Below are 26922 nucleotides of genomic sequence, written 5' to 3' on the forward strand. Positions count from 1 at the left end.
GCTTACTTGCCCTCTGCCTTGGCCGCGCTGCGGTCCTTCTTCTTGAACATTTCCAGCATGCGTCGGGTGACCAGGAAGCCACCGAAGACGTTGACCGCGGCCAGGGCCACGGCCAGGGTGCCCATCGCCTTGCCCAGCGGGGTGACGGTGAGCGCGGCGGCCAGCATGGCGCCGACGATGACGATTGCCGAGATCGCGTTGGTGACCGCCATCAGCGGCGTGTGCAGGGCCGGGGTGACGTTCCAGACCACGTGGTAGCCGACGTAGATCGCCAGCACGAAGATGATCAGGTTGTAGATGCCGTCCGAAATCAGATCCATGTTCGCGTCTCCCTTAACCGTTGGTCCGCACGACCTGGCCGTCGCGGCACATCAGGCACGCGGCGACGATGTCGTCTTCGAGGTTGAGCTGGAACTGGCCGTCCTTGTCGATGACCAGCTTGAGGAAATCCAGCAGGTTGCGGGCGTACAGCGCCGAGGCGTCGGCCGGCACCAGCGTCGCCAGGTTGGCGTGGCCGACGATGGTCACGCCGTGGCGCACCACCACCTGATCGATCTCGGTCAGCGGGCAGTTACCGCCGTGCCCGGCCGCCAGGTCGACGATCACCGAGCCGGGCTTCATCTGCTCGACGGTGGCCTCCTGCAGCAGCGTCGGCGCCTTGCGGCCCGGGATCAGCGCGGTGGTGATGACGATGTCCGACTGCAGCGCACGCTCGTGCACCGCCTGCGCCTGACGCGCCATCCACGAGGCCGGCATCGGCCGCGCATAGCCGCCGACGCCTTCGGCGCATTCGCGCTCCTCGTCGGTCTCCAGCGGCACGTCGACGAACTTGGCGCCGAGCGATTCGATCTGCTCCTTCACCGCCGGGCGCACGTCCGAAGCCTCGACCACCGCGCCCAGGCGCTTGGCCGTGGCGATGGCCTGCAGCCCGGCGACACCGGCCCCGAGGATCAGCACGCGCGCGGCCTTCACCGTACCGGCGGCGGTCATCAGCATCGGCATGAAGCGCGGGTAGTGATGGGCGCCGAGCAGCACCGCCTTGTAGCCGGCGATGTTGGCCTGCGAGGAGAGCACGTCCAGGCTCTGTGCGCGCGAGGTGCGCGGCGCGGCTTCCAGCGCGAACGCGGTGATGCCGCGCGCGGCCATGCGCGCGATGCAGGCGTTGTCGAACGGGTTGAGCATGCCCAGCAGCACGCTGCCGGACTGCATCTGCGCCAGTTCCGCCTCGTCCGGCGCATTGACCTTCAGCACCAGCTCGGCGGCAAAGGCCGCGGCCGCATCGCCGATGGTCGCGCCAGCGGCCTCGTAGGCGCTGTCCGGCACGCTGGAAAGCAACCCGGCGCCGCTTTGCAGCGTTACCCGGTGCCCTTGGCCGATCAGTTTCTTGACGGTTTCCGGGGTCGCGGCGACGCGCGTTTCCCCGACATGGGTTTCGAGGGGTACACCGATGTGCATTGTTGTTGTTCTCCTGCGTGATCTTGACCAGAGCGCGGTAACCGCTGCCCTGGCGAGCTTTTTCACCCGGCCACTACTCTGGCGGTCGGGTTTTGAAACGATGGAGCGGGCCTCGGCGACTGCGCTAAACAGCCGGTCCGGCGCGGCATTCTGCAAGCACGGAAAAAATCAAACAACTGTTTCAATCGGGCGATTGCATCTGACGCACCGGTCGCAAGCCGACTCTAGATTCGCACAGAGTCGCGCCAGCCAGCGCAGCTTAGGGGGCCGCTTCGGTTAAAAGTGCGGTCGCCAAGGAAAAAACGTGCGGATCATGAATGACGCACCATTGCCACGGTATTCCCCTGCGGTGCCGGCTGACTGCGACCTTGGTGCCGGTGGTCTAGGGTTGATGCAGCGATACAGCGGTTGAAATGTCGTTCGATTCTTGTAGTCCAAGCGCTCTGGCTGCTTTTGTTGTCTGGAGTGTTTCGGCGCAGCGACAAACTGTCGCTGCGCACCCTGCTGGAGTTGCACGATGCCCGAACCCGATGTGGACGAACTGACCGAGCTGCTCGAGCCCTCGCCGCAGCGCCGCCTGCCGTTCGCCTTCGCCCGCCGCCACGGCGTGTTCCTGCTCGAACGCGACGGCGCGACCAGCCTTTGTCTGCGTGAAGGCGCGGCGCTGACCGCGGTGCAGGAAGCGCAGCGGGTGGTCGGTGCGCGCCTGGCGTGGCAGTGGCTGGCGCAGGACGCCTTCGAGCAGGCGCTCGGCGTGGCCTACCAGCACGATTCCTCGGCGACGATGCTGATGGTCGAGGGCCTGGGCAACGATCTGGATCTGGCCAGCCTGGCCGACCAGATCCAGGAAACCGAGGACCTGCTGGAGCAGGAGGACGATGCGCCGATCATCCGCCTGATCAACGCCATTCTCGGCGAGGCGATTGCCGAGAACGCCTCGGACATCCATATCGAAACCTTCGAGAAGCGCCTGGTGATCCGCTTCCGCGTCGACGGCATCCTCCGCGAAGTGGTGCAGCCCAAGCGCGAGCTGGCGGCACTGCTGGTGTCGCGGATCAAGGTCATGGCCAAGCTGGACATCGCCGAGAAGCGCATCCCGCAGGACGGGCGTATCTCGCTGCGGGTCGGCGGCCGCGAGGTGGACATCCGCGTTTCCACGCTGCCCTCGGCCAACGGCGAGCGGGTGGTGCTGCGTCTGCTGGACAAGCAGGCCGGGCGTCTGACCCTGCGTCATCTCGGCATGAACGAGCAGGACCGCCGCCAGCTGGAGCAGGCGGTGAAGAAACCGCACGGCATCATCCTGGTCACCGGGCCCACCGGCTCGGGCAAGACCACCACTCTCTATGCCGCGCTGACCACGCTCAACGACCGCACCCGTAACATCCTCACCGTCGAAGACCCCATCGAGTACCACCTCGAAGGCATCGGCCAGACCCAGGTCAACACCAAGGTCGACATGACCTTCGCCCGCGGCCTGCGCGCCATCCTGCGTCAGGACCCGGACGTGGTGATGGTCGGCGAGATCCGCGATCAGGAAACCGCCGACATGGCCGTGCAGGCCTCGCTCACCGGCCACCTGGTGCTCTCCACGCTGCACACCAACAGCGCCATCGGCGCGGTCACCCGCCTGGTCGACATGGGCGTCGAGCCGTTCCTGATTTCCTCGTCGCTGCTCGGCGTGCTGGCCCAGCGGCTGGTGCGGGTGCTGTGCCACGACTGCAAGCGCCCCTATGTCGCCGATGCCGCCGAATGCGAGCTGTTCGGCGTGACGCCGGACGCGGCGCCGACGCTGTACCACGCCGAAGGCTGCGAGCACTGCCGCGGCATCGGCTATCGCGGGCGCACCGGCATCTACGAACTGGTGCTGTTCGACGACGCGCTGCGCAGCATGGTGCATACCCGCGCCAGCGAGCAGGACATGCTGCAGCACGCGCGCCTGCTCGGCCCGAGCATCCGCGACGACGGCCTGCGCAAGGTGCGCGAGGGCGTCACCACCATCGAGGAAGTGTTGCGGGTGACCCGTGAGGAATGATGCCCTGCGCCGTCCGGCTCACCGTGGAGAGCACCGCTGATGGCCGCCTTCGAATACCTCGCGCTGGATGCGCGCGGCCGCGAGCAGAAGGGCCTGATCGAAGCCGACAGCCCGCGTCAGGCGCGCCAGTTGCTGCGCGACAAGCAGTGGGCGCCGCTGGAGGTGAAGCAGGCCAAGTCCAAGGAGGATGTCAGTCGCGGCGGCTTCAGCTTCGGCCGCGGGCTGTCGGCGCGCGACCTGGCGCTGGTCACCCGGCAGCTGGCGACCCTGGTGCAGGCTGCGCTGCCCATCGAGGAAGCCCTGCGCGCGGCGGCCGCGCAATCCACCTCGGCGAAGATCAAGTCGATGCTGCTGGCCGTGCGCGCGCGGGTGATGGAGGGCCACAGCCTGGCCGCGGCGCTGCGCGAATATCCGTCGGCCTTTCCCGAGCTTTACCGCGCCACCGTGGCGGCCGGGGAGCACGCCGGCCATCTTGGGCTGGTGCTCGACCAGCTGGCCGACTACACCGACCAGCGTCAGCAGTCGCGGCAGAAGATCCAGCTGGCGCTGCTCTATCCGGTGATCCTGATGGTCGCCTCGCTGGCCATCGTCGTGCTGCTGCTCGGCTACGTGGTGCCGGACGTGGTCAAGGTATTCGTCAACACCGGGCAGGAACTGCCGGCGCTGACCCGCGGCCTGATCGCCACCAGCGACGTGGTGAAGAACTGGGGCTGGCTGATCGTGCTCGGCATCGTCGCGTTCGTGCTGGCCATGCGTGCGGCGCTGCGCGATCCGGCGCTGCGCCTGCGCTGGCATGCGTTCATCCTGCGCCTGCCGCTGATCGGCCGTCTGAGTCGGGCGACCAACACCGCGCGCTTCGCCTCGACCCTGGCGATCCTCACGCGCAGCGGCGTGCCGCTGGTGGAGGCGCTGTCCATCGCGGCGGCGGTGATCGCCAACCTGCGCATCCGCGAGCGGGTGGTCGAGGCGGCGCAGAAGGTGCGCGAAGGCAGCAGCCTGACCCGTGCGCTGGAGGCCACCGGCGAATTCCCGCCGATGATGCTGCACATGATCGCCAGCGGCGAAAAATCCGGTGAACTGGATCAGATGCTGGCGCGCACCGCGCGCAACCAAGAGAACGACCTCGCCGCCCAGGTGTCTCTGCTGGTCGGCCTGTTCGAACCGTTCATGCTGGTGTTCATGGGCGCGGTGGTGCTGGTCATCGTGCTGGCGATCCTGATGCCGATCCTTTCTCTCAACCAACTGGTGGGGTAACGACAATGAAGTTGCAACGACGCACGCAAGGGGGCTTCACCCTCATCGAGATCATGGTGGTGGTGGTCATCCTCGGCATCCTCGCCGCGCTGGTGGTGCCGCAGGTGATGAGCCGCCCCGAGCAGGCCAAGGTCACCGTGGCCAAGGGCGACATCAAGGCCGTCGCCGCCGCGCTGGACATGTACAAGCTGGACAACTTCGCCTATCCGAGCACCCAGCAGGGGCTGGAGGCGCTGGTGACCAAGCCGACCGGCAATCCGCAGCCGAAGAACTGGAACCGCGACGGCTACCTCAAGCGCCTGCCCAAGGACCCATGGGGCAACGACTACCAGTACCTGTCGCCAGGCACCCGTGGCCAGTTCGACTTGTACTCCTTCGGCGCCGACGGCAAGCCCGGCGGCTCGGACCTCAACGCGGACATCGGCAACTGGGACCTCTGACCGATGCGCCGGCGCGCCCGCGCCTTCACCCTCATCGAACTGCTGGTGGTGATCGTCCTGCTGGGCATTCTGGTCAGCCTGGCGGTGCTCACCACCGGCAGTTCGAGCACCTCGCGCGAGCTGCGTGACGAGGCCCGGCGCATCGCCGCGCTGATCGGCGTACTCAGCGACGAGGCGGTGCTCGACAGCCGCGAATACGGCCTGCTGGTCAACCGCGAGGGCTACCGTGTGCTGCGTTACGACGAGGCCGACGCCCGCTGGCGCGAGGTCGAGCGGCGCAAGGTGCATCGGCTGCCGGAGTGGATGCGCCTGGAGCTGGAACTGGATGGCACGCCGCTCGAACTGGTGGCGCCGGTCAGGCAGGCGGACGACCGCGCCGGGCTGAGCGACGCCGACAGCCGCGGGCGCAGCCGCGAGCGCAACAGCGGCCCGCGGCTGGAACCGCAGCTGCTGATCCTCTCCAGTGGCGAATTGTCGCCGTTCAGCCTGCGCCTGTCCGAGCGCAAGGTCGGCGGCAGCACCTGGCTGATCGCCAGCGACGGCCTGCGCCTGCCGCAGGCCGAACTGCTCGAGCACCGGCGATGAGTGCATCGATGGCCAGGGCCGGCCGCGGCTTCACCCTGCTCGAAGTGCTGGTGGCGCTGGCGATCTTCGCCACCGTCGCCGCCGTGGTGCTCACCGCCGCCGGGCGCAGCCTGAGCAATGCCGGGCGGCTGGAGGAGTTGACCCTGGCCGGCTGGATCGCTGACAACCGCCTCACCGAACTGCAGCTGCAGCCGACCACGCCGGCGCCCGGCCGCGAGACGCTGGAACTGGAATTCGCCGGCCGCCGGTGGCAGACCCTCAGCGAGATCGAGGCGAGCAGCGATCCCGGCCTGCTGCGCGTCACCGTCTGGGTCGCGCTGGACGAGCGCCGCGCGCGCAACCGGCCGCTGCCCGAGCGCGCGGTGACCAGCCTCAGCGGCTTCGTCGCGGTGCGCCAGGCCGGCAGCGGCCAGCCGGGGCTCGCGCAATGAATCCGCAGCTGCCGCGGCGCATGGCCGGCTTCACCCTGCTCGAACTGCTGATCGCCATCGCCCTGTTCGCCCTGCTTGGCCTGGGCACCTACCGCATGCTCGAAGCGGTGCTGCGCAGCGACGCGGCGACCGCCGGGCAGGAACAGCGTCTGCGCGAGCTGAGCCGCGCGCTGTGGCTGTTCGAGCGCGACCTGCTGCAGGTGATCGACCGGCCGGTGCGCGACGGCTACGGCGACGAGCGCAACGCGCTGGTGGGCCAGCTCGAAGGCGACGACGGCGCGCCCATACTGGAGCTGACCCGTAGCGGCTGGCGCAACCCCACCGGCCTGCGCCGCGCCAACCTGCAGCGGGTGCGCTGGCGGCTGGTCGGCGAACGGCTGGAGCGCACCTACTGGGTGGTGCTCGACCGCGACGTCGACAGCCAGCCGCGTGTGCAGGTCGCGCTCGACGCGGTGCGCGCGCTGCAGCTGCGCTACCTCGACGAGGACCACGTCTGGCACGAGGAGTGGCCGCCGTTCGACTACGGTCGCGGCGGCGGCGAGGAGGCCGCGCAGCGCCTGCCGATCGCCGTCGAGCTGACCCTCGAACACCCGCGTTACGGCCGCATCAGCCGCCTGCTGCGCTTGCCGGACGGTCCGCCGCAGCAGGCGCAGATGCAGCTGCCGGGCGCCGAGGGCGTGCCCGAACCGTACGACGGGGAGCAGCCGCAATGACGCGCCAGCGCGGCGTCGCGCTGATCACCGTGCTGCTGGTGGTGGCGATCGTCACCGTGGTCAGCGCGGCGATGGTGGCGCGCCAGCAACTGGCGATCCGCGCCAGCAGCAACCAGCTGCAAGCCCGTCAGGCGTGGCATTACGCGCTGGGCGGCGAGGCGCTGGCGCAGTCGATCCTGCAGCGCGATGCGCGCGCAGGCGGGCAGGCGCCGGTCGATCATCTCGGCGAGGCCTGGGCGTTGCCGCGACCGGCGTTCGCCGTCGACGAAGGGGAGATCCGCGTGCACATCGAGGACCTCGCCGGACGCTTCAACCTCAACAGTCTGGTGAAGAACGGTCAGGCCGACGCCGCCGCGCTGGCGCAGTTTCGCCGGCTGCTGTTGCGCCTGCAGATCGCCGCGCCCTATGCCGAACGGCTGGTCGACTGGCTGGACGTCGACCAGCAGCCCGGCGCCGAGCAGGGCGCCGAGGACAACGCCTACCTGCTGCTCGAGCCGCCGTATCGCACGGCCGGACGGCGGCTGTTCGATCTTTCCGAACTGCGCCTGCTGCTGGACATGCGCGACGAGGATTTCCAGCGTCTGGCGCCCTACGTCGCCGCGCTGCCGGCCGATCACGGGCTGAACGTCAACACCGCCAGCGCGCTGGTGCTGTCCAGCCTGGGCGACAACCTCAGCCTCGGCGCCGCCGAAGCGCTGGTGGAGGTGCGCCGCGCCAGCCCTTTTCGCGACACCGCGGCGTTCCTCGCGCAGCCGGCCATGGCCGGCAATACGCTGCAGGGCACCGCGCTGGCGGTCGGCAGTCAATACTTCCAGGTCACCAGCGAAGTGCATCTGGGCGACCGCCGGCTGGCGCTGGTCAGCCTGCTGCAGCGCGAGCAGGACGGCACGGTCCGCGTGCTGGCGCGCAACCTCGGGCAGCCGCCGCGTCTGCCCGCACCATCCGCAAAGGGAGAACGCTAGATCATGGATTGCCTGTTCCTGCCCGCCGACTGTGCCGCGCACCTGCAGCCGGAGACGCCTGGTTACTGGCTGCCGCGCGAGGGCGCTGGCCGCTGGCTGAGTCTGGCGCAGTGCGCCGCTGCCGCGCAGGGCGCTGTGACGCTGGTGCTGCCGGCCGAGCACTGCAGCGCCTTCGCCGTGGCGCTGCCGACGCGCAAGGCGCGCTGGCTGCAGCAGGCGCTGGCCTACGCCGCCGAGGAGCTGCTGGCGGAGAATGTCGACGAGCTGCACCTGAGCCTCGGCGAGGTGCTGGACGACGGCCGCCACCGGGTCATCGCCATCCGCCGCAGCCTGCTGCAGGGCTGGCTCGAACAGCTGCGCGGGCTGGGGCTGCCGATTGTCGCCGTGCATGTCGACGCCGACCTGCTGCCGCGTACGGGCAGCCAGATTCTGCTGCTCGGCGCGCGTGGACTGCTCGGCGGCAGCTTGGAGGCGCGGCTGGCCTTCGTTGCCGAGCAGTGGCCGGCACTGGCCGAACAGTGCCCGGCGCCGCGGCAGGCGCACGGCGACGGCGAGACGCCGCCGCCCGGGGTGGATGACTACCAGCGTCTCGACGACCCCTATGCCTGGCTCGCCAGCGGTCGCGCGGCGGCGGTCAATCTGGCGCAGGGCACGTTCGCCATCGATCTCGGCGGCAGCGGGCTGGCGCGCTGGAAACCGCTGTTCGCCACGCTCGGGCTGATCCTGCTGGTGCAGCTGGGCTTCAACCTGGCGCAGGGTTGGTACTTCCAGCGTCAGGGTGACCTGCATGCCGACGCCAGCCTGGCGCTGTACCGCGAGCTGTTTCCGGCCGACACGCGCATCGTCAATCTGCGCGCGCAGTTCGACGACCACCTGGCCCAGGCCGGCGGCGCCCGCGCCGGCTTCACCCGCCTGCTGGAACATGCCGCCACGGCCGTCGCCGACGGCGCGCCGGTGACAGTGCAGCGGCTGGACTACAACGAGACGCGCGGCGATCTGGCGCTGGAGGTGCGCGCCGCTGATTTCGCCGCGCTGGAACAGCTGCGCCAGCGCTTGAACGAGCAGGGCCAGAGCGTGCAGCTGGGCTCGGCAAGTCGCGACGGCGATGCCGTCAGCGCCCGCGTGGTGATCGGAGGCTGACGATGAATTTCAAACAGCAACTGGCCGTGCGCCTGACCGATTCACCGCTGTGGCGCCGCTGGCAGCGCCTGCCGCCGCGCGACCGCCTGGCGCTCGGCCTGCTCGCCGCGTTCCTCGTTGCCCTGCTGTTCTACCTCTGGCTATGGCTGCCGGCGCAGCGCCATGCCGCCGCCGCGCGCGAGCATTACCAGGCGCAGCGCGAGCTGTACGCCTACCTCGAACAGAACAGCGAACTGGCGCGGCAGATGGGCCGTAGCGGCGAGCAGGTGATGCTGGCGCCGGAGGAGTTGCAGGGGTTGGTCACACAGAGCGCACAACAGAGCAACCTGCGCATCGAGAGCTTCGACAGCGGCGCCGACGGCGGCCTGCAGGTCAGCCTGCCGGGTGCGTCGTTCGCCCTGCTGCTGCGCTGGCTCGCCGAATTGCAGGCGCTGGGGGTGAACGTCGGCGAGGTCAGCCTGGAGCGCGCCGGCGAAGGACAAGTGGATGCACGGGTGGGGCTGCGCGCGGGCGGCTGAGGCGCTGCCCGCGCATCTCGCCGGTCACTGATGGGGAAACGGCATGGCCAGCGCGCGCAGCGCGGCTTCGGCGTTGAGCACGCGGGTCACCGCCTCGTCGGCCTTGTCGCGGCTGAGACCGAGGCGGTCCAGCAGCGGCTGCGGAATGTCCTGCGGGCCGCCGGTGCCGATGCCGCGCTGGCGCAGCAGGCGCACGGCCAGGCAGACGAGGTTCGGATAGGCGGCGTGCTCGCCGGCATAGTCCGGGTCGTTCTGGAAGCGCAGGGCATTGGCCACTTCGTCCGGCATGCCCCACAGGCGCATCAGCCAGGCGCCGATCTGCTCGCGGGTGATGCCCAGCAGGTGCTGTTCGATATGGTTCGAGCCCAGGTGCGGGTTGACCTCCAGATGCCGGCAGATCAGCGAGAAGTGCGGCGGAAAGATGTGCGCCAGCACCAGGTAGCCGAAGTTGTGCAGCAACCCGGCGAGATAGCTCAGCCCCATCTCCGGGCGCGTTTCGCGCGGGATGGCGCGCGCCAGCCCTTCGATCACCGCGGCGGTGTAGATCGCCTGCTGCCAGTACGGCGTCGCTTCCTGCGGCCGGTCCTTGGGCAGGCTGAGGGTCTTGCCCAGCGCCAGGCCCAGCGCCAGGTTGATCACCAGATCGAAACCCAGCACGCGGACGATGGCGTCTTCCACCGAGCGGATGCGCCCGGGTGCGGCGTAGTAGGGCGAGGCCGCCCAGCTGATCACCTGCGCCGCCAGTGCCGGGTCGGTTTCGACCACGCCGGTGATGTCGTCGACGGTGGCTTCCGGGCTCACGCGCAGCTTGATGATGCGCTGCGCGGTATGCGGCAGCGGCGGAATCTCGATGGTTTCCTCCAGGCGCTTCTGGATGCGCCGCGCGGTGAAGCTCTGCACCGCCTGGCTGATCTCTTCGCGGTCGTCATGCGGACGGTCGAGGTTCGGCCGGATGTCACGCAGCGGCACGGCGAAGCTGCCGGCACTGGCCTTGTTCAGCAGGCGCTGGAAATCCTCCGCCGCCAGCTCCACCAGCAGCCCCGGCTGGCCCGATTCGACCAGCAGCCGCGGTTGCTGCAGCAGGCAGCGCTCGTACAGGCAGGGCGAACTGGTCAGCGGCGGCAGGCCGGGCAGGCGGTTCAGCTCGTGCTTGGCGAGCATGCGTGCCAGGCGTTCCGGTTTTACCGCCAGCAGCTGGCGGCCGGTGAGCTCGGTCAGCCGCGGCAGATCGAGCAGATGATCCTGGGGAAACAGCACCAGCATGGCACCGACGCTGTCTTCCAGCAGCACCGCCTGGACCCGCTGCGCAGCCGGCAAGGCGGCGTGGTCGCGCAGGATCTGGTAGCGCACGCCGAGGTCTTTCAGCAGCTTGGTGATCAGCAGCGGCAGTTCGGAGCAGCTTTCGGTATCGACAGCAGAATTCATGAGCGGACCCGTGATGATGGCCTGCCCGAGTATAGCGAAGCCCTCAGGCGGAAAAATTGCGGTGACGAGTGGTTGTCACACCTGGCCGTACTCCTGGCCATGACGCAGCCAGCGCTCCAGCAGCGGGCTGACATGTTGCGGCCAGCGCGCCAGCAGCTCCTGGGCGGCGTCGCGCACCGCCGGCAGCAGGTCGGCGTCGCGCATCAGGTCGGCGACCTTGAACTGCAGCAGGCCGGTCTGACGGGTGCCGAGCATTTCGCCGGGGCCGCGTAGCTCCAAGTCCTTCTCGGCGATTATGAAGCCGTCGCAGGTCTCGCGCATGATCGCCAGCCGCTCGCGGCCCAGCTGCGACAGCGGCGCGTGGTAGAGCAGCACGCAGTGGCTGGCCGCGCTGCCACGGCCGACGCGGCCGCGCAGCTGGTGCAGCTGCGCCAGGCCCAGACGTTCCGGGTTCTCGATGATCATCAGGCTGGCGTTGGGCACGTCGACGCCGACTTCGATGACCGTGGTGGCGACCAGCAGCTGCAGTTCGCCGCGCTTGAACTGCTCCATCACCGCGGCCTTCTCGGCCGGCTTCATGCGCCCGTGGATCAGCCCGACGCGCAGGCCGACCAGCGCCGCCGAGAGATCGTCGTAGGTGGTTTCCGCCGCCTGGCAGGTCAGCTCCTCGGATTCCTCGATCAGCGTGCACACCCAGTACGCCTGACGCCCCTCGTTGCAGGCGATGCGCACCCGCTCGATCACCTCCAGGCGGCGGCTATCGGCGATCACCAGGGTGTTCACCGGCGTGCGGCCCGGCGGCAGTTCGTCGAGGATCGAGGTATCGAGATCGGCGTAGGCGCTCATCGCCAGGGTGCGTGGGATCGGCGTGGCGGTCATGATCAGCTGGTGCGGGCAGAGTCGGCCGTCGATGCCCTTCTGGCGCAGGGCGAGGCGCTGCTGCACGCCGAAGCGGTGCTGCTCGTCGATGATCACCAGGGCCAGGCGCTTGAAGACCACCTCGTCCTGGAACAGCGCGTGGGTGCCAACCACCATCGGGCAGCCGCCGGCGATCTGCTCCAGCGCCGCGGCGCGGGCCTTGCCCTTGAGCTTGCCGGCCAGCCAGGCGACCTCGATGCCGAGCGGCTCCAGCCACTTGCTGAAGTTGAGAAAGTGCTGCTCGGCGAGGATCTCGGTCGGCGCCATCAGCGCCACCTGGTAGCCGGCTTCCAGCGCCTGCAGGGCGGCGAGGGCGGCGACCACCGTCTTGCCGGCGCCAACATCGCCCTGCACCAGACGCAGCATGGGCTCGTCCTGGGCCAGGTCATAGGCGATCTCGGCACCGACACGCTGCTGCGCGCCGGTTGGCGCGAAACCGAGGTTGGCGAGAAAGCGCTGCGGCAGCTTCTGCGCCGGCGGCAGCGCCGGCGCCTGCTGCGCGCGCACCCGCTCGCGCAGGCGCTGCAGCGACAGCTGGTGGGTCAGCAGCTCCTCGAACGCCAGGCGATGCTGCGCCCAGTGCCGACCTTCGGCGAGTTCCTCCAGATCGGCATCGGCCGGGGGGCGGTGCAGGTAGCGGATGGCTGCGTCCAGCGCGCCGAGCTGGTAGTCGCGGGCCAGCTCGGCGGGCAGCCAGTCCGGCAGGCTGTGCGGGCCGAGCCGCGCCAGCGCCTGTTCGCTGAGGTTGCGCAGACGCTGCTGGGTCAGGCCTTCGGTGGTCGGGTAGATCGGCGTCAGGGTCTGTTCGACCGGTGCCGGTTCGCCGGTCAGCGCGCGGTATTCCGGGTGATAGATCTCCAGCCCCGAGGCGCCGGGACGTGCCTCGCCGTAGCAGCGCAGCGGGGTGCCGCGCTTCAGGGCTTCCTTCTGCGCCTGGCTGAAGTGGTAGAAGCGCAGGCTCAGGGTGCCGCTGCCGTCCTGCAGACGCACCAGCAGGCTGCGGCGGCGGCCCATGACGATGTCGGCGCCGGACACCACGCCTTCGATCACCGCGTCCTGCCCCGGGCGCAGTGCGCCGATCGGCACCACGCGGGTGCGGTCCTGGTAGCGCAGCGGCAGGTGAAACAGCACGTCCTGCAGGGTTTCCAGGCCGACCCTGGCGAGCTTCTCGGCCAGCGCCGCGCCGACGCCCTTGAGCGCGGTGACCGGGATGGTCGCCAGTTCGCTCATGGCCTCAGGCTTTCGCCGACGGCGGTTTGCCTACCGAACACAGGCGGATCGAGTCGGCGAGGATCTCGATCGCCTTGGGCCGCGGGAAGCTGGCGCGCCAGGCGATCGCTACGGTGCGGAACGGCACCGGCGGCGTCAGCGGGCGGGTCTCCAGTACGCCGGGGGCGTAATGGTGGCTCTCCACTGCCGACAGCGGCAGGATCGACACGCCCAGACCCGAAGCGACCATGTGGCGGATGGTTTCCAGCGAACTGGATTCCACCGTGGTGTGGCTTGGCGCCTCGCCCTTGCGCGTCGTCGGGCAGGCTTCGAGCACCTGATCGCGGAAGCAGTGACCCTCACCGAGCAGCAGCAGGCTCTTGTCGTTGAGCATCTCGGCGTCGATGGTTTCCTTGGCCGTCCACGGATGGTCGGCCGGCATCAGCACATAGAACGGCTCGTCGTAGAGCGGCTTGGTCAGCACGTCGGCTTCCTGGAACGGCAGCGCGATGATGATCGCGTCCAGCTCGCCGGTGCGCAGCTTGTCGCGCAGGACGTGGGTGAAGTTTTCCTCGATGTACAGCGGCATGTCCGGCGCCACGCGGTGTAGCTGCGGGATCAGGTGCGGGAACATGTACGGGCCGACGGTATAGATGGCGCCGACCTTCAGCGGTGCGGCCAGCTGGTTCTTGCCCACCTGCGCCAGCTCGCGGATGCTCTGTGCCTGCTCCAGTACCTTCTGCGCCTGCGTGACGATGCCTTCGCCGACCGGGGTCAGGCGCACCGCGCTCTTGGTCCGCTCGAAGATCAGTACGCCGAGCTCGTCCTCGAGCTTCTTCACGCCGACCGAGAGGGTCGGCTGACTGACGTGGCAGCGCTCGGCGGCGCGGCCGAAGTGCTGTTCCTGGGCGAGGGTGACGATGTAGCGCAGTTCGGTCAGGGTCATAGTCAGCGTCCATTAGATTGGCGGCAAGCATAGCCTTTGCGTAGCGGTCTAACCAACTGCGGGCGCAGGCCGAAGCGTTCGGCAAATGGCGCGTGCGGTGTTCGGCATGAGCCAGCGCGGCGGCGCTACACTGCGCAACAGGAAGATGATGCGGTCTCGGTGGGTCGCCGGAGGATGAAGGATGGGCAAGCGTTATTCGGTATTGATCGCCGGCTGTGGCGATGTGGGATGCCGTCTCGGTCTGCAGCTGAGTCGCGCGGGCTGGCGGGTGTACGGCATGCGCCGCGAAGCCGCCGGCCTGCCGGTGCCGATCCTGCCGGTCAAGGGTGACCTGAGCAGCGCGGAATGTCCGCGCACCTGGCCGAATGGCGAGCTGGACTATCTGGTCTATGCCGCCTCGGCCAGCCAGCACGACGAAGCAGGCTATCGCCAGGCCTATGTCGACGGCGTGCGCCATGTGCTCGACTGGCTCGAACAACGCGGCCAGCGCCCGCGGCGGCTGTTGTTCATCTCCAGCACCGGCGTCTACGGCCAGCACGACGGCGAGTGGATCGACGAGACCTCGGCCACCGAACCCAGCGGCTACACCGGCCGGGTGATGCTGGAGGCCGAGCGTCAGGTGCTCGGCTGCGGGCTGCCGGCGACCGTGGTGCGCATGGGCGGGCTGTACGATCCGGCGCGGCCGTGGATGCAGAATCAGGTGCGCGCCGGCCTGCGCGTCGAGCGTGATCCGCCGCAGTACAGCAACCGCCTGCACCGCGACGACGCCGCCGCGCTGCTGGCGTTCCTGCTGCAGGCCGATGCGCGTGGCGAACCGCTGGATGATTGCTACCTGGGCGTCGATGACGATCCGGCGCCGCTGCACGAGGTGGTCGACTGGCTGCGCGCGCGCCTCGGCGTCACCCAGTGGGCCGAGCAGAGCATGACCCGCCGCGCCGGCAGCAAGCGCTGCAGCAACGCCCGCGCCCGCGCGCTGGGCTGGGCGCCGCGCTATCCGAGCTATCGCGATGGCTACGCCACGCTCGGCGAGCGGCGTGACTGACGGCAATCGCCTACTGGCGCGGCCCTGGTTGCCGGGCGTGGAGCTGTTCCATGCCGACTTCTCCGGCCAGCCGTTCGGCCGGCATAGCCACGATGCCTTCGCCATCGGGGCCATCCTCCACGGTGTCGGCGGCTACCAGTGTCGCGGCGCGCGCCATGCGCTGCCGGCCGGCACGCTGTCGCTGATGAATCCGCAGGAGCCGCACACCGGCCACGCCGAGTCACCGCGGCTGATCTACCGCATGCTCTACATCGAGGAGGCGCGGCTGCCGGCGCTGCTCGGACGCAAGCAGCTGCCGCGCGGCTTTCGCCAGCTCAATCCGGCCGACGATGGCGCCGTGGCCGCCGGGCTGGCGCAATTGGCCGTCGACTTCCAGCACGGCGACGCGCTCGGCCTGGAGAGCCGCCTGCTGCAGCTGCTGGACCTGGTGTTCACCCGCCACGGCGGCTTGCGACCGATGCAGACGGCGCGGCGCGACGGCGGCACGGTCGCTGCCCTGCGCGATTACCTCGAGCAGCATTACGCCGAGGCGGTCAGCCTGCAGGCGCTGGCCGAGCAGCTGCAGCGCCATCCGCGCCATCTGATCGAAGCCTTCCGCCGCGCCTATGGCGTGCCGCCGCATACCTGGCTGCTGCAGCGGCGCATCCGCGAGGCCAAGCGCCGCCTGCTCGATGGCGAGACGCTGGCCGAGCTGGCGCTGGGCCTGGGCTTCTACGATCAGGCGCACTTCAGCGGCACCTTCCGCCGTTTCACCGGCGTCACGCCGGGGCAGTTCCGCGCTACCGCGCGGGCCTGAGTTTCTTCCAAGACCGTAGCGAGCCGCTGCGGCAGTCTGGCCGCCCCTGTCAAAGGAGGCGGTCATGATCGGGTTGTTTCTGCTGGTTGCCGGTACGCATTTCGCCGCCCTGCTGTCCCCGGGGCCGGATTTTTTCCTGCTGATCCGTGCGGCGCTGCTGCATGGCCGGCGCCAGGCCGATGGCTGCGCGGCCGGCATCGCCCTGGCGAATCTGCTGTCGATGCTGCTGGTGTTGCTCGCCCTGGCGGCGCTGCCCGGCGCCAACGGCGGGCTGTGGCGCAGCTTGCAGCTGGTCGGCGGCGGCTATTTCTGCTGGCTCGGCAGCCAGGCGCTGCTAGCCCGGCGCGAACTGCAGCTACCGGACGGCTCCGGCGAAACCGGCGGGCGCTGGCGGGCCGGCTTCGGCCAAGGCCTCCTGGCCAGCAGCCTGAATCCCAAGCTGCCGCTGTTCTATGCCGGCCTGTTCGGCGTGCTGCGCGAAGCGGCGGTGCCCGGTTGGGGGCTGGCGCTGGCGATGGTCTGGATGGCGGCGGTGGTGCTCGGCTGGGACCTGGCGCTGGTGCGCCTGCTCGGCCACGCGCGCTGGCGTGGTTGGCTGCGCCGGCGGGTGCGCACGCTCGACCGTCTGTGCGGCGCATTGCTGCTGGCGCTCGGTGGCTGGTTGCTGGTGACCGCTGTGCCGGGGTAATGGCCTGCGCATGCAGTCCGTCGGCCCGGCGGCAACTCTGCGGCGGCGGGACTTACTAAAACTCAGACGACACGTCGCACGGCAGGAGCGGCAGCACCCCCGCGCAGTCAGCGAGGCACAGGGAGATCACCGAGGCGGCGCCCCGACCCCCGATCTGGAGATTGCCCATGAGAGCGCTACGCTGGCACGGCAAGCACGACATCCGCTGTGACGACCACCTCCCCGACCCCACGATCGAAGATCCGCGCGACGCCATCATCAAGGTCAGCTCCTGTGCCATCTGCGGTTCGGACCTGCACCTGTATGACGGCTTCATGCCGGGCATGAAACACGGCGACATCATGGGCCACGAGTTCATGGGCGAGGTGATGGAAGTCGGCTCGGCGAACAAGAAGCTCAAGGTCGGCGACCGCGTGGTGGTGCCCTTCACCATCGTCTGCGGCGAATGCGAGCAGTGCCGGCGCGGCAATTTCTCGGTCTGCGAGCGTACCAATCGCAACAAGGACATCGCCGACAAGGTCTTCGGCCATAGCACCGCCGGGCTCTATGGCTATACCCATCTCACTGGCGGCTATGCCGGCGGCCAGGCCGAGTATGTGCGCGTGCCCTACGCCGATGTCGGCCCGGTGGTGATCCCCAACGGCCTGACCGACGAGCAGGTGCTGTTTCTTGGCGACATCTTCCCCACCGGCTGGCAGGCCGCCGCGCAGTGCGACATCCAGCCGACCGACACCGTGGCGGTGTGGGGCGCCGGTCCGGTCGGCCAGTTCGCCATCCGCAGCGCGGTGATGATGGGCGCCGAGCAGGTGGTGTGCATCGACAACGTGCCCGAGCGGCTGTCCATGGCGCGTGCCGGCGGGGCGATCACCATCAACTTCGACGAGGAAAGCGTGGTCGAGCGCCTCGCCGAGCTGACCCGCGGCAAAGGGCCGGAGAAGTGCATCGACTCGGTGGGCATGGAGGCGCATGCCAGCGGCTCGCTGGATTCGATGTACGACCGTGCCAAGCAGGCGCTGATGCTGGAAACCGACCGCCCGCACGTGTTGCGCGAAATGATCTACGTCTGTCGACCGGCCGGCATCATCTCGATCCCCGGCGTCTACGGCGGGCTGATCGACAAGATCCCGTTCGGCGCGGCGATGAACAAGGGACTGACCTTCCGTATGGGCCAGACCCACGTCAACCGCTGGACCGACGACCTGCTCAAGCGCATCCAGGAAGGCCAGATCGATCCGAGCTTCGTCATCACCCACACGGTCAGCCTCGAGCAGGGCCCCGAGATGTACAAGACCTTCCGCGACAAGCACGACGGCTGCATCAAGGTGGTCCTCAAGCCATGACCTGGTCGCCGATCCCTACGGTAGGGATCGGCCTGCGAACATATCGAGCGAGGAGTCTGCATGAGCATTCCACGGCAAGTTACCCGGCCCAACCCTTCGGCTCGCTCGCTGGCGCGCGGGCTGGGCTGGTTCAGCATCGGCCTGGGCGTCGTCCAGCTGGTCGCGCCGCGCCAGGTCGCGCGCTTCATCGGCATGCCCGGCAGCGACGGGCTGATCCGTGCCTGCGGGCTGCGTGAGATCGCCACCGGCGTCGGCATCCTGCTGGCGGACGACCCCAAGCCCTGGATCTACGGGCGCATCGGCGGCGATGCGCTGGACCTCGGCTGCCTCGGCTGGAGCATCGAGCACGGCCGCGAGCCGGCCAATGCGGCCATCGCTGCCGGCGCGGTGGCCGGCATCACCGCACTGGACCTGAGCTGCGCCAAGGGTCTGGATGCCGAACGGGTGCCAGCGGTCGAGTGGGACTACAGCGATCGCAGCGGTTTTCCCGCAGGCACGCAGCAGGCTCGCGGCTGCGTCGAGGCGGAATTCGCTGCGGCCCGCGCCGAACCCAACGGCTACTCGCCCTCGCTGCACTGACGTACTGCGCCGAGCCGGGGCGCCTGCGCTCTCGGTTCGGCGAAGTTTTTGTTAAGGTGCCGGCCGTTCCGGTCGTCCGCCCGCTGGGCTCAGCGACGACGCTTCAGATGAGAGCCCATGTCTTCGGTCATCAACGTTGTCCTGCCCGTCTTCGCCCTGATCCTGCTCGGCTACCTGTGCCGCCGCAGTGGGCGCATGGGGCCGACCGGCGCTTCGGAACTCAACCGTTTCGTGGTCTGGCTGGGCCTGCCGGCACTGCTGTTCAGCGTGGTCGCCACCTCCACCTGGGAGCAGCTCTGGCAGCCGGGGTTTATCGCCGCCTTCGCCATCGGCTGCCTTGGCGTGTTCGCCTTCACCCTTGCGTATCGCCTGCTGCAGAAGCAGCCGCTGGTCGATGCCAGCCTGGATGCGCTGGGCGCGTCGTACGCCAACACCGGCTATGTGGGGATTCCGCTGTGCATGCTGGTACTCGGCGACGAGGCGCTGCAGCCGGCGATGGTCGCCTCGATCGTGGTGGTCTGCGTGCTGTTCGCCATTGCCCTGGCCTGCGTCGAAACCGGCCTGCATGCCGGGCAGGGCGTGCTGCGCACGCTGGGCAAGGTGAGCTGGGCGCTGGTGCGCAACCCGCTGGTGGTCGCGCCCATGCTCGGTGCGCTGTGGGCGGCCAGTGACGCGCAACTGCCGGTGCCGCTGGCCACATTGCTCAAGCTGCTGGGTGCGGCGGCGGCGCCGTGCGCGCTCGCCTCGCTGGGGCTGTTCCTCGCCCAACCGCAGCCGGCCGGCCCGGTGCGCGGGGTGTGGCCGCTGGTGGGGCTGAAGCTGCTGGTGCAGCCGCTGATCACTTGGTATCTGGCGTTCCAGGTTTTCGCGCTGCCGACCCTGTGGGCCTATTCGGCGCTGCTGCTCAGCGCGCTGCCCACCGGCACCGGCCCGTACATGCTTGCCGAGTTCTACGGCCGCGAAGGCTCGCGGGTGTCGCGGGTGGTGCTGCTGTCGACGCTGGGCTCGCTGATCAGCCTGTCGCTGATCCTGGTGCTGTTGCCGGTCTGATCTGCGCGCTCACTTGGCGCGTGGATAAGCCTGCGGCGTTATCCACCCTACGCCGGAGCTGCCGTAGGGCGGAAAACCGCGAAGCGTTTTCCACGCGCTATCCACATGCTAACGGTCAGCTCACCGGGCGCGTTACTTCCAGCACCACGGCGGCGATGCGGTCGCAGCGGGTGTAGGCGCCGCCGAGCAGCTCCTCGCCGAACACGTCCGGGTCGATTTCCCGGTAGCGCCAGGTCAGCGGCGTCGGGGCCAGACGCTGGCAGGCTTCGGCGAGGAACGGGTCCTGGTTGTCCAGCATCGCCACGCCGGTATACAGCAGCAGCGTGCCGCCCGGCGCCAGCCGGCCAAGCGCCGCATCGAGGATCGCCAGCGACAGCTCGGCGCCCAACGGCCCGCCGCCGTGGCGGTAGGCGCGCTGATCGGCATCGACCAGATACGGCGGATTGGCCAGGATCAGATCGAACTCGCCGTCCACGGCGCCGAGCAGGTCGCTGTGCTCGGCGCGCAGGTTGTCGACGCCGGCCAACGCCGCGTTGATGCGCGTCAGGCGCAGCGCCTGCGGGTTGATATCCACCGCCAGCACCTCGGCCTGCGGCCGTGCCAGCGCGGTGAGTATCGCGCCGGCGCCGGAGCCGCAACCGATGTCCACGACGCGGCGGATCTCGCCGGTGTGACGGTCCAGATGACAGCGGATGGCGCTGGCGAAGCGGTAGGTATCCGGGCCGAAGAACACCGCGTCGGGCGAGTCGGTGGGATACGCCGAATGCACGAACAGCTGGCCATCGAGGCTCGACAGCCTTACCCGTGAGCGCCAGCGCGGGCCGCACGGCTCGAGCACCTGCGCCTGATCCATCAGGCTGAACAACGGCGGCGGCAGCAGCTCGTGCTGGAACGGCCGGCTCCAGCCGAACACCCCGGGGAGATCGCCGGCCAGTGCATTCTGCGGCCGCTGGTTGACCCGTTCATGGGTCAGCGGCGTGGGCGTGATGAAGTGATAGCCACGCTCGCGCAGGGCCTGGCCCAGATGCAGCAACGCGCGGTCCTGCGCGGTTTCCATGATCATGATGCGTCCCTTGATGCCTTCAGTTGAACAATCCGTTGAACAGCCGCGTGGCCAGCAGGCCGACGGCGCTGTGGTGGCGTTGCGGCGCCAGCAGCGGCAGCAGCAGACGCATGCGCGCGGCACGGTCCGGCTGGCGGGCGAGCTGCTGTTCGAGCAGCTGCAGCTCCGCGTCGAAGTCATTACCGGCGGTCGCCTGCGGCGCGGTCGAATCCGCCGCCGGGCGACGCGCGTTGAACCGCGCCTGCCCCTTGAGCAGCGCGCTGCGCGGGCTGCGCTTGCCATCGGCCTGCCAGTCGTCGGCGATCCAGTCGTGGATCATCTGCTGCTCGTAGGCGCTGAACACGCCGAACATCGGTGCCTGCTCGCCGACGATCAGCTGCCAGAAGCGGCTCTCCTGCGGGTCGTGGCCGCGCTTGATCCACCCCCGCGTCTCGAGCACGGCGAGGAACTGTTCGACGTCCTCGGCCAGCCATTGATTGACCGTGCGGCCCTCGAAGCGGCAATAGTCGGAATGCACGAACTGGCCGACCGCGGCCTTCTTCTCGAAGATGCGCTGCACCTCCGTCGACAGGTCGAAGTCGCCGATCACCGAGACGGTGCTGGCGCCCAGGTCGTTGAGCCGGTAGCCGTTGCGCACGCGCTGGTAGAACGCCGCGCCGTCGCCCATCTGCGGCCAGGCCGCGCGCAGGCCCTGCACCGCCTTGTGCGCATGGCCGTTGTCGGCGTTGTCGACGGTGACGTGCAGGGTGAAGTAGTACGGATCGATGCCCAGCTCGGTCAGCTCGTAGGCGGTGATCAGCAGGTGCAGCGGCAGCTGCTCGTAGCCCAGGTTGAAGCCGATCACCTCCGGCAGGAAGCGCTCGGCGTGCTCGGCCAGCGCCAGCTGGATGGCGCCCTGGACGAAGTGCTCGTCGTCCAGCTGCTGCCAGTCGTCGCAGCCCTGGCTGGCCAGCAGCTTGCGGTAGAGCACCACGTGGTTCTTTTCCGGCTGACCCTCGCCGAGTTCTTCCAGGTAGGTCTGGATCAGCGCGGTGAAGCGGCCATCGTCCCAGCGCTGCAGCAGGCCATAGAGCCAGGCGCCGTCGACCAGCTTGGTCGGCGCCACGCCGCGCAGGAAATGCAGTGCATGCGCCTTGCTCGAAAAATAGCGCCGCGCACCGCCGGCGCGGCGCTGATCCAGATAGGCCTGGTACTGGTGCCCGACGGCTTCGGTGCGCTGCATGACCCAGGTGTCCAGCGCCGCCGGATCGTCCGGCAGGTCGCAGGGCAGCGTGGCCGCGCGTTGCAGCTGGTCTTGCAGGTAATGCGCGGCGTCCTCGCGGCTGGCGCCATCGAGCAGGGCGAAATACAGCTCGCGCGATTCCTGCGTCGGTCGCGGATCGGCGGCGCGCGGCGCGGCGGGCAGGCGGTGCAGAGTCATCGGCATGGTCTTGTTCGGCGGCAGTGGTATGCAGATTTGGGCCGGCCGCCGCGACCATTAGTTCAGCTCGCCCGCCGAGTGGCCGCTGTGCGGCTTGCAACTTCCCGTGCGCGGGTCATCACTAAACCGGGTGAGCGGCAGCCCGTCGGCGCCGCGCGGACAGCCGGAGGCAACAGCATGAATACCGAGCACAGCGGCCGCGAAAGCATCGAGTCCATCGATCAGAGCGGCGACGCCCACGAGCAGAATCCGGAAACCACCATCACCCACGGTGAAGTCGCCGGCGGCGAGGAGGCCGACGTACCGGGCGGCGCCTACAACGTGCCGCCGGAGCTGGCCGAGGAGCTCAGCGACGAGGAGGCGGTGCACGACCAGGGGCCGGACGCCGCGCGCTAGCGGGCGAAACGGCGACTGGCGCACGATTTTCGACGGCGGGTCTTAAACGCCGACCGCGGGCGGTCGCCTGTTGGCAGTCATACATCGGCCGCGTGTTGCGCATGCAGCGCTGCGCGCCGCCCTGCGTCCAGCGACCGGAGCAATGGACATGCGCCAGCACAGCCGCCTCAGCTTTCGCCACATCAGCCGCATCCAGGTGACCAACCGCCTGAACGGTGAGCCGATGGGCTATGTCGCCGACCTGTCGCTGGGCGGCCTGCGCCTGGTGGCGAGGCAGCCGCTGGCGGTCGGCGGTTGCTACGACATGCTGTTGCACGTGCCGGAGCAAGGCGAGCGCGTGCGCGAGGTGCCGGTGGTGGTGATCTGCCAGTGGTCGCGCAAGGATTCGCGGCGCGACAGCTTCGAGATGGGCTTCGCCCTCGACCGCCCGGCGCCGGGCTTCACCGCGCTGGTCGCGCAGCTGCTGCCCAAGCGCCGCTGAGGCGCGCGCCGGTCAGCCGAGCGTGCCGAGAATCTGTACGCCGACGCGGTCGGGAATCTCGTTCTGCGACAGCACGTGCAGCCCCGGGCTGAATACCCGCGCATAGCGCGCCAGCAGCGGTCGCAGCTGCGGCATCACGGTGAGGATCGGCGGATGGCCGTCCTTGCGCAGCTTCTCCTTCACCACCGGCATGCTGTTCTGCAGCTGGTTGAGCAGGCTCGGTTCCACTGGGATGTTGTCCAGGCTGACCTGGCCGGCCTGCTGGGCGATGGCCAGGGCGTTGAGCAGGGTGTTCTCCAGCGCGTTCTCCAGCACGAACACGGTCAGCTCGCGACGGTCGCCGGCGATCATCGAGACGATGCTGCGGCGCAGCGCATAACGCACGTCGGCGGCCAGCAGCACCGGGTCCTTGGTGGTTTCGCTGCATTCGAGCAGGGTGCTGGCGATGGTCTCGATGTCGCGCAGCGGCACCTCCTCCTGCAGCAGCTGACGGTAGACGCGCATCTGCTGGGTGTAGCTCAGCGCCGCCTTGAGGCTTTCCGCCAGCTTGGGCGCCTGCAGGGTCAGGCGCTGCATCAGGTGCTCGACGTCGTCGTGCTTGAACAGCTCCGGCAGGTGTTCGCGCACGACCTTGTTCAGGTGGGTGGCGATGACGCTGGCGCAGTCGATCACCTGATAGCCGAGGTTGAGCGCGCGGGGCTTGTCGTTCGGCTGAATCCACACCACCTGCATGCGGTAGGCCGGGTCGGTGCCGAGGATGCCGTCGATCTCGCCATACAGCTCCGGCGAGGGAATCGCCATCAGGCGGTCGGCGTGCAGCTCGGCGCCGTCGATCTTCTCGCCGTTGATGTAGATGTCGTACTGCGAGGCCTTGAGCCTGAGGCTGTCGCGGATTTGCACCTCCGGCAGCAGGAAGCCCAGGTGCTCGGACAACGTCTGCCGCACGCCGCGTACCCGCGCCGGCAGCGGTGCGCCGGACGCCTCGTTGACCAGCCCGACCAGCTTGTAGCCGAGCGAAATCGACAGCCGCTCGACCAGCGGAATGTCTTCCCAGGCCAGGCTCTGCGCCTTCTCCTTGTCCATCGCCTGGCCGAGCGCCTGGATCTCCTTGAGATCGGCACCGGCCGCCGGCGGCGCCTGCAGCGACACCCGCCAGCCGATGAAGCCGACCAGCGCGGCGAAGCCGAGGAACGCCAGGTGCGGCATGCCCGGCACCAGGCCGAGCACGGCGAGAATGCCGGCCACGGTGTAGAGCGTCGCCGGGTTGGCCAGCAGCTGGCGCTGCACCTGGCTGGTGATGTCGCTGGATTCGTTGATGCGGGTGACGATGATCGCCGCCGCGGTGGACAGCAGCAGCGCCGGAATCTGCGCCACCAGGCCGTCACCGATGGTCAGCAGGGCGTACTGGCGGAAGGCTTCGCCGGCATCCAGCGCGTAGACGAACACGCCGATGGCGAAGCCGCCGAACAGGTTGATCAAGAGGATCAGGATGCCGGCGATGGCATCGCCACGGACGAACTTCGAGGCACCGTCCATCGCGCCGTAGAAGTCGGCTTCCTTGGCCACTTCCTGGCGCCGCGCCTTGGCTTCGTCCTGGGTCAGGGTGCCGGCGTTGAGGTCGGCGTCGATGGCCATCTGCTTGCCCGGCAGGGCGTCGAGGGTGAAACGCGCGGTCACTTCCGAGATGCGCTCGCCGCCCTTGGTGATGACTATGAAGTTGATGATCATCAGGATCACGAACACCACCAGGCCGACGATGAAGTTGCCGCCGATCACCACCTCGCCGAAGGCCTCGATCACCTTGCCCGCCGCGCCGGTGCCGGTGTGGCCCTCGAGCAGCACCACCCGCGTCGAGGCGACGTTCAGGCACAGGCGCAGCAGCGTGGTGACCAGGATCACCGTGGGAAACAGCGAGAAGTCCAGCGGACTCCTCGACGACACGCTGACCAGCAGCACCAGGATCGCCATGGCGATGTTGAAGGTGAACAGGATGTCCAGCAGCTGCGGCGGCAGCGGCAGGATGATCATCGCCAGGATCGACAGGATCAGCACGGGAATGCCGATCCGGCCACTGCGCAAGGTCGGCGTGAGTTTTTGCATCAGGCTCATGAGCGGGCTCGGTTGAACAGTTCTTCGGGAATGGGAATGTGCCTGGCGAGTTCAGGGCGCGCCTGGCGGCGGCCCTGCTTCCAGGCCTTGAGCTGGAGGATGTAGGTCAGCACGTGGGCCACTGCGGTATACAGCGGCGCCGGGATCTGCTGGTTGACCTGCGTGCTGAAGTAGATCGCCCGCGCCAGCGGCGGCAGCTCGATCACCTCGCAGTGATTGGCCTGCGCCATCTTGCGGATGTACAGCGCCATTTCGTCGACGCCGCGGGCAATGACGAACGGCGTCTCGGCCTTCTTCGGGTCGTATTTGAGCGCCACCGCATAGTGCGTCGGGTTGACGATCACCACGTCGGCGGTCTTGATCACCTTGCTGATCTGCCGCTGCGCCAGCTGGCGCTGCAGCTGCTTGATGCGCGCCTTCACCTCGGGGCGGCCTTCCTGGTTCTTGTGCTCTTCCTTGCGCTCCTGCTTGGTCATGCGCATTTTTTTCAGGAAGAAGAAGCGCTGCAGTGGAATGTCGATCAGCGAGAACAGCACGAACACCAGTAGCAGCGAGATCGCCAGGTCGAAGGTCAGGGTAAAGGCGCTGCCGATGGCGTTGCCGATATCGGTGCGTTGCAGCGCGATCAACTGCGGCGCGGCATGCAGCAGCTGCCAGACGGCAATGCCGAGCAGCGTGGCGATCTTCAGCAGCGACTTGGCCAGCTCGCTCCAGTTCTGCGCGCCGAACATGCGGCCCAGGCCGGTGATGGGATTGAGCTTGCCGAAGTTGGGCGCGAAGTTCTTCGAGGCGAACACCCAGCCGCCCGGCACCAGGGCGAAGACGATCACCAGCAGCGGCGTCAGCAGCAGCGGCAGCAGCACCCAGATGAACACCAGCAGGTTGTGCAGCATCACCAGCTTGAGGTCGTCGAGGCCGATCTCGCTGTGGCCGAAGTTGACGAACGAGTAGCTGAAGCTCTGCTGGATGCCGTCGAAGAACAGGCCGATGCTCAGCTTGAGCACCAGCAGCGTGACCAGCAGCGACACGGTGGTGGCGACATCCTTGGAGCGCGCGACCTGGCCGTCGCGCTTGCTCTTGCGCAGCTTCTGCTCGGAGGCCTCCTCGGTCTTGTCCTGGGCACTGCTCTGCTCAGACATGCGCAGCGCTCCCGAGCAGCACGCCGAGCTTGTCCAGCAGGTCGCGGGTCAGGTGCAGGTAGGCCTCGGCGAGGTTCGGCAGGGTCAGCGCGATCAGCGTCAGGCCGGCGAGGATCGCCATCGGAAAGCCCAGCGAGAACAGGTTCATCGCCGGCGAGATGCGGTTGAGCAGACCGAAGCAGAACTGCACGAGGGTCATGCAGAAGACGATCGGCAGCGCGATCAGCAGCGCCGCCGAGAGCACCCAGGCCAGCGACCAGGCGATGGTTTGCAGGCCGTCCCAATGGATGCCGCTGCCGATCGGCCAGTGCACGAAGCTCTGGTAGAGGATGCTCACCGTCACCAGATGGCCATCGATGCTGAAGAACAGCAGCGCCAGCATGATGAAGTACAGCTGGTAGATGATCGAGGCCGAGGACACGCCGTTCATGGGGTCGTTGAGCAGTGCCATGGACAGGCCGAGCTGGGTCGAGACGATGTCGCCGATCAGGGTGAACACGGTGAACACCAGCAGCAGCGCCAGCCCCAGCAACAGCCCCATCGCCACCTGCTCGAGGGCGGTGAGCAGGCCGGCCGGCGACAGCGGATCGAGCACCGGCGGTGCCGGCAAGGCGGCGCTCAGCACCAGCGTCAGCGCCAGCGCCAGCAGCACGCGTACGCGCACCGAGATGGCCTTGTGGCTGAACAGCGGCGCCAGGCTGAACACCGCCATGATCCGGCAGAACGGCCACCAGTAGGCCTGCAGCGCTTGCAGGTAGTGGCCGGCGTGCAGCAGCGCGTCGTGGTTCATG

The 26922-nt window shown here is 68.6% G+C and carries 27 protein-coding genes; 17 read left to right on the forward strand and 10 right to left on the reverse strand.

Translation table 11 applies throughout. The annotated features are described in order from the left end of the window. Positions 1 to 2: 2 nt before the first annotated feature. A complete protein-coding gene (locus HU825_RS05485) occupies positions 3 to 320 on the reverse strand; it encodes an NAD(P) transhydrogenase subunit alpha part 2 (protein WP_003284152.1) in 318 nt (105 codons plus the stop codon). 13 nt (positions 321 to 333) lie between these two features. Then, positions 334 to 1455 (reverse strand): Re/Si-specific NAD(P)(+) transhydrogenase subunit alpha, encoded by a 1122-nt coding sequence (locus HU825_RS05490; RefSeq protein WP_054094196.1) that lies wholly within the window; start codon positions 1453 to 1455, stop codon positions 334 to 336. Between the two features lie 517 nt (positions 1456 to 1972). On the opposite strand from HU825_RS05490, the gene gspE reads away from it, so the two are divergent. The 9 genes from gspE to HU825_RS05535 are packed head-to-tail and all read left to right on the forward strand — an operon-like array spanning position 1973 to position 9530. Then, positions 1973 to 3487, forward strand: coding sequence for a type II secretion system ATPase GspE (gene gspE, locus HU825_RS05495; RefSeq protein ID WP_234303076.1), 1515 nt, complete (start codon positions 1973 to 1975; stop codon positions 3485 to 3487). 39 nt (positions 3488 to 3526) lie between these two features. Next, entirely contained in the window at positions 3527 to 4741 is a 1215-nt protein-coding gene (gene xcpS, locus HU825_RS05500; RefSeq protein WP_054094195.1) for a GspF family T2SS innner membrane protein variant XcpS, read from the forward strand. Between the two features lie 5 nt (positions 4742 to 4746). After that, the gene (gene gspG, locus HU825_RS05505) at positions 4747 to 5181 is read left to right on the forward strand and encodes a type II secretion system major pseudopilin GspG (RefSeq protein WP_054094194.1); all 435 of its coding nucleotides are present in this window, start codon (positions 4747 to 4749) and stop codon (positions 5179 to 5181) included. Positions 5182 to 5184: 3 nt separating this feature from the next. Beyond that, entirely contained in the window at positions 5185 to 5766 is a 582-nt protein-coding gene (gspH, locus tag HU825_RS05510) for a type II secretion system minor pseudopilin GspH (RefSeq protein WP_156715897.1), read from the forward strand. Next, positions 5763 to 6197 (forward strand): type II secretion system minor pseudopilin GspI, encoded by a 435-nt coding sequence (gene gspI / locus HU825_RS05515; protein ID WP_054094192.1) that lies wholly within the window; start codon positions 5763 to 5765, stop codon positions 6195 to 6197. Before gspH ends, gspI begins: the two co-directional genes overlap by 4 nt. Continuing rightward, positions 6194 to 6910 (forward strand): type II secretion system minor pseudopilin GspJ, encoded by a 717-nt coding sequence (gene gspJ, locus HU825_RS05520; RefSeq protein ID WP_054094191.1) that lies wholly within the window; start codon positions 6194 to 6196, stop codon positions 6908 to 6910. The genes gspI and gspJ overlap by 4 nt, the downstream gene beginning before the upstream one ends. Next, positions 6907 to 7872, forward strand: coding sequence for a type II secretion system minor pseudopilin GspK (gene gspK / locus HU825_RS05525; protein WP_054094190.1), 966 nt, complete (start codon positions 6907 to 6909; stop codon positions 7870 to 7872). Before gspJ ends, gspK begins: the two co-directional genes overlap by 4 nt. 3 nt (positions 7873 to 7875) lie before the next feature. Continuing rightward, complete coding sequence (gene gspL, locus HU825_RS05530; RefSeq protein ID WP_234303077.1) at positions 7876 to 9012, forward strand: type II secretion system protein GspL; 1137 nt, start codon at positions 7876 to 7878, stop codon at positions 9010 to 9012. A gap of 2 nt (positions 9013 to 9014) precedes the next feature. Continuing rightward, the gene (locus HU825_RS05535; protein ID WP_043294855.1) at positions 9015 to 9530 is read left to right on the forward strand and encodes a type II secretion system protein M; all 516 of its coding nucleotides are present in this window, start codon (positions 9015 to 9017) and stop codon (positions 9528 to 9530) included. A gap of 24 nt (positions 9531 to 9554) precedes the next feature. On the opposite strand, the gene HU825_RS05540 is transcribed toward HU825_RS05535, so the two are convergent. The 3 genes from HU825_RS05540 to HU825_RS05550 form a co-directional block, all read right to left on the reverse strand. Then, positions 9555 to 10955 carry an aminoacyl-tRNA deacylase and HDOD domain-containing protein gene (locus tag HU825_RS05540; RefSeq protein WP_234303078.1) on the reverse strand — a complete coding sequence of 467 codons (1401 nt, stop codon included), beginning with the start codon at positions 10953 to 10955 and terminating at the stop codon, positions 9555 to 9557. Between the two features lie 75 nt (positions 10956 to 11030). After that, positions 11031 to 13103, reverse strand: coding sequence for an ATP-dependent DNA helicase RecG (gene recG / locus HU825_RS05545; protein ID WP_234303079.1), 2073 nt, complete (start codon positions 13101 to 13103; stop codon positions 11031 to 11033). 4 nt (positions 13104 to 13107) lie between these two features. Beyond that, entirely contained in the window at positions 13108 to 14028 is a 921-nt protein-coding gene (locus HU825_RS05550) for a hydrogen peroxide-inducible genes activator (RefSeq protein ID WP_008567477.1), read from the reverse strand. A gap of 181 nt (positions 14029 to 14209) precedes the next feature. On the opposite strand from HU825_RS05550, the gene HU825_RS05555 reads away from it, so the two are divergent. From HU825_RS05555 to HU825_RS05580, 6 genes are all read left to right on the forward strand, one after another. Then, entirely contained in the window at positions 14210 to 15070 is an 861-nt protein-coding gene (locus HU825_RS05555) for an NAD-dependent epimerase/dehydratase family protein (protein ID WP_234303080.1), read from the forward strand. Beyond that, entirely contained in the window at positions 15036 to 15866 is an 831-nt protein-coding gene (locus HU825_RS05560; RefSeq protein WP_234303081.1) for an AraC family transcriptional regulator, read from the forward strand. The genes HU825_RS05555 and HU825_RS05560 overlap by 35 nt, the downstream gene beginning before the upstream one ends. Positions 15867 to 15930: 64 nt before the next feature. Further along, positions 15931 to 16554 carry a LysE family translocator gene (locus tag HU825_RS05565; RefSeq protein WP_054094183.1) on the forward strand — a complete coding sequence of 208 codons (624 nt, stop codon included), beginning with the start codon at positions 15931 to 15933 and terminating at the stop codon, positions 16552 to 16554. A gap of 167 nt (positions 16555 to 16721) precedes the next feature. Continuing rightward, the gene (locus HU825_RS05570; protein ID WP_043294849.1) at positions 16722 to 17894 is read left to right on the forward strand and encodes a zinc-dependent alcohol dehydrogenase; all 1173 of its coding nucleotides are present in this window, start codon (positions 16722 to 16724) and stop codon (positions 17892 to 17894) included. A gap of 60 nt (positions 17895 to 17954) precedes the next feature. Then, the gene (locus HU825_RS05575) at positions 17955 to 18473 is read left to right on the forward strand and encodes a transcriptional regulator (protein WP_234303082.1); all 519 of its coding nucleotides are present in this window, start codon (positions 17955 to 17957) and stop codon (positions 18471 to 18473) included. A 117-nt stretch (positions 18474 to 18590) separates the two neighbouring features. Then, the gene (locus HU825_RS05580) at positions 18591 to 19523 is read left to right on the forward strand and encodes an AEC family transporter (RefSeq protein WP_234303083.1); all 933 of its coding nucleotides are present in this window, start codon (positions 18591 to 18593) and stop codon (positions 19521 to 19523) included. 115 nt (positions 19524 to 19638) lie between these two features. Here HU825_RS05580 and HU825_RS05585 read toward each other — a convergent pair whose 3' ends face one another. Together HU825_RS05585 and HU825_RS05590 are read right to left on the reverse strand one after the other, a co-directional pair. Further along, on the reverse strand, positions 19639 to 20586 hold the full coding sequence (locus HU825_RS05585) for a methyltransferase (RefSeq protein WP_043294846.1): 948 nt from the start codon (positions 20584 to 20586) through the stop codon (positions 19639 to 19641). A gap of 19 nt (positions 20587 to 20605) precedes the next feature. Continuing rightward, positions 20606 to 22006: an iron-containing redox enzyme family protein gene (locus tag HU825_RS05590; RefSeq protein ID WP_431978463.1), complete on the reverse strand. Its 1401-nt coding sequence runs from the start codon at positions 22004 to 22006 to the stop codon at positions 20606 to 20608. A gap of 177 nt (positions 22007 to 22183) precedes the next feature. On the opposite strand from HU825_RS05590, the gene HU825_RS05595 reads away from it, so the two are divergent. Then, positions 22184 to 22402, forward strand: a complete 219-nt coding sequence (locus tag HU825_RS05595; protein WP_054094178.1) for a hypothetical protein — start codon at positions 22184 to 22186, stop codon at positions 22400 to 22402. 148 nt (positions 22403 to 22550) lie between these two features. Continuing rightward, complete coding sequence (locus tag HU825_RS05600) at positions 22551 to 22883, forward strand: PilZ domain-containing protein (RefSeq protein WP_043294843.1); 333 nt, start codon at positions 22551 to 22553, stop codon at positions 22881 to 22883. 12 nt (positions 22884 to 22895) lie between these two features. Here HU825_RS05600 and HU825_RS05605 read toward each other — a convergent pair whose 3' ends face one another. The 3 genes from HU825_RS05605 to fliR are packed head-to-tail and all read right to left on the reverse strand — an operon-like array spanning position 22896 to position 26921. Beyond that, positions 22896 to 24992: a flagellar biosynthesis protein FlhA gene (locus tag HU825_RS05605; RefSeq protein ID WP_234303084.1), complete on the reverse strand. Its 2097-nt coding sequence runs from the start codon at positions 24990 to 24992 to the stop codon at positions 22896 to 22898. Then, positions 24989 to 26131 (reverse strand): flagellar biosynthesis protein FlhB, encoded by a 1143-nt coding sequence (gene flhB / locus HU825_RS05610; RefSeq protein ID WP_156715917.1) that lies wholly within the window; start codon positions 26129 to 26131, stop codon positions 24989 to 24991. The genes HU825_RS05605 and flhB overlap by 4 nt, the downstream gene beginning before the upstream one ends. Further along, positions 26124 to 26921, reverse strand: coding sequence for a flagellar biosynthetic protein FliR (gene fliR / locus HU825_RS05615; RefSeq protein WP_043294840.1), 798 nt, complete (start codon positions 26919 to 26921; stop codon positions 26124 to 26126). The genes flhB and fliR overlap by 8 nt, the downstream gene beginning before the upstream one ends. Position 26922 lies beyond the last annotated feature (1 nt).

Source organism: Pseudomonas phenolilytica (assembly GCF_021432765.1).
Classification (GTDB): Bacteria; Pseudomonadota; Gammaproteobacteria; order Pseudomonadales; family Pseudomonadaceae; genus Stutzerimonas; species Stutzerimonas phenolilytica.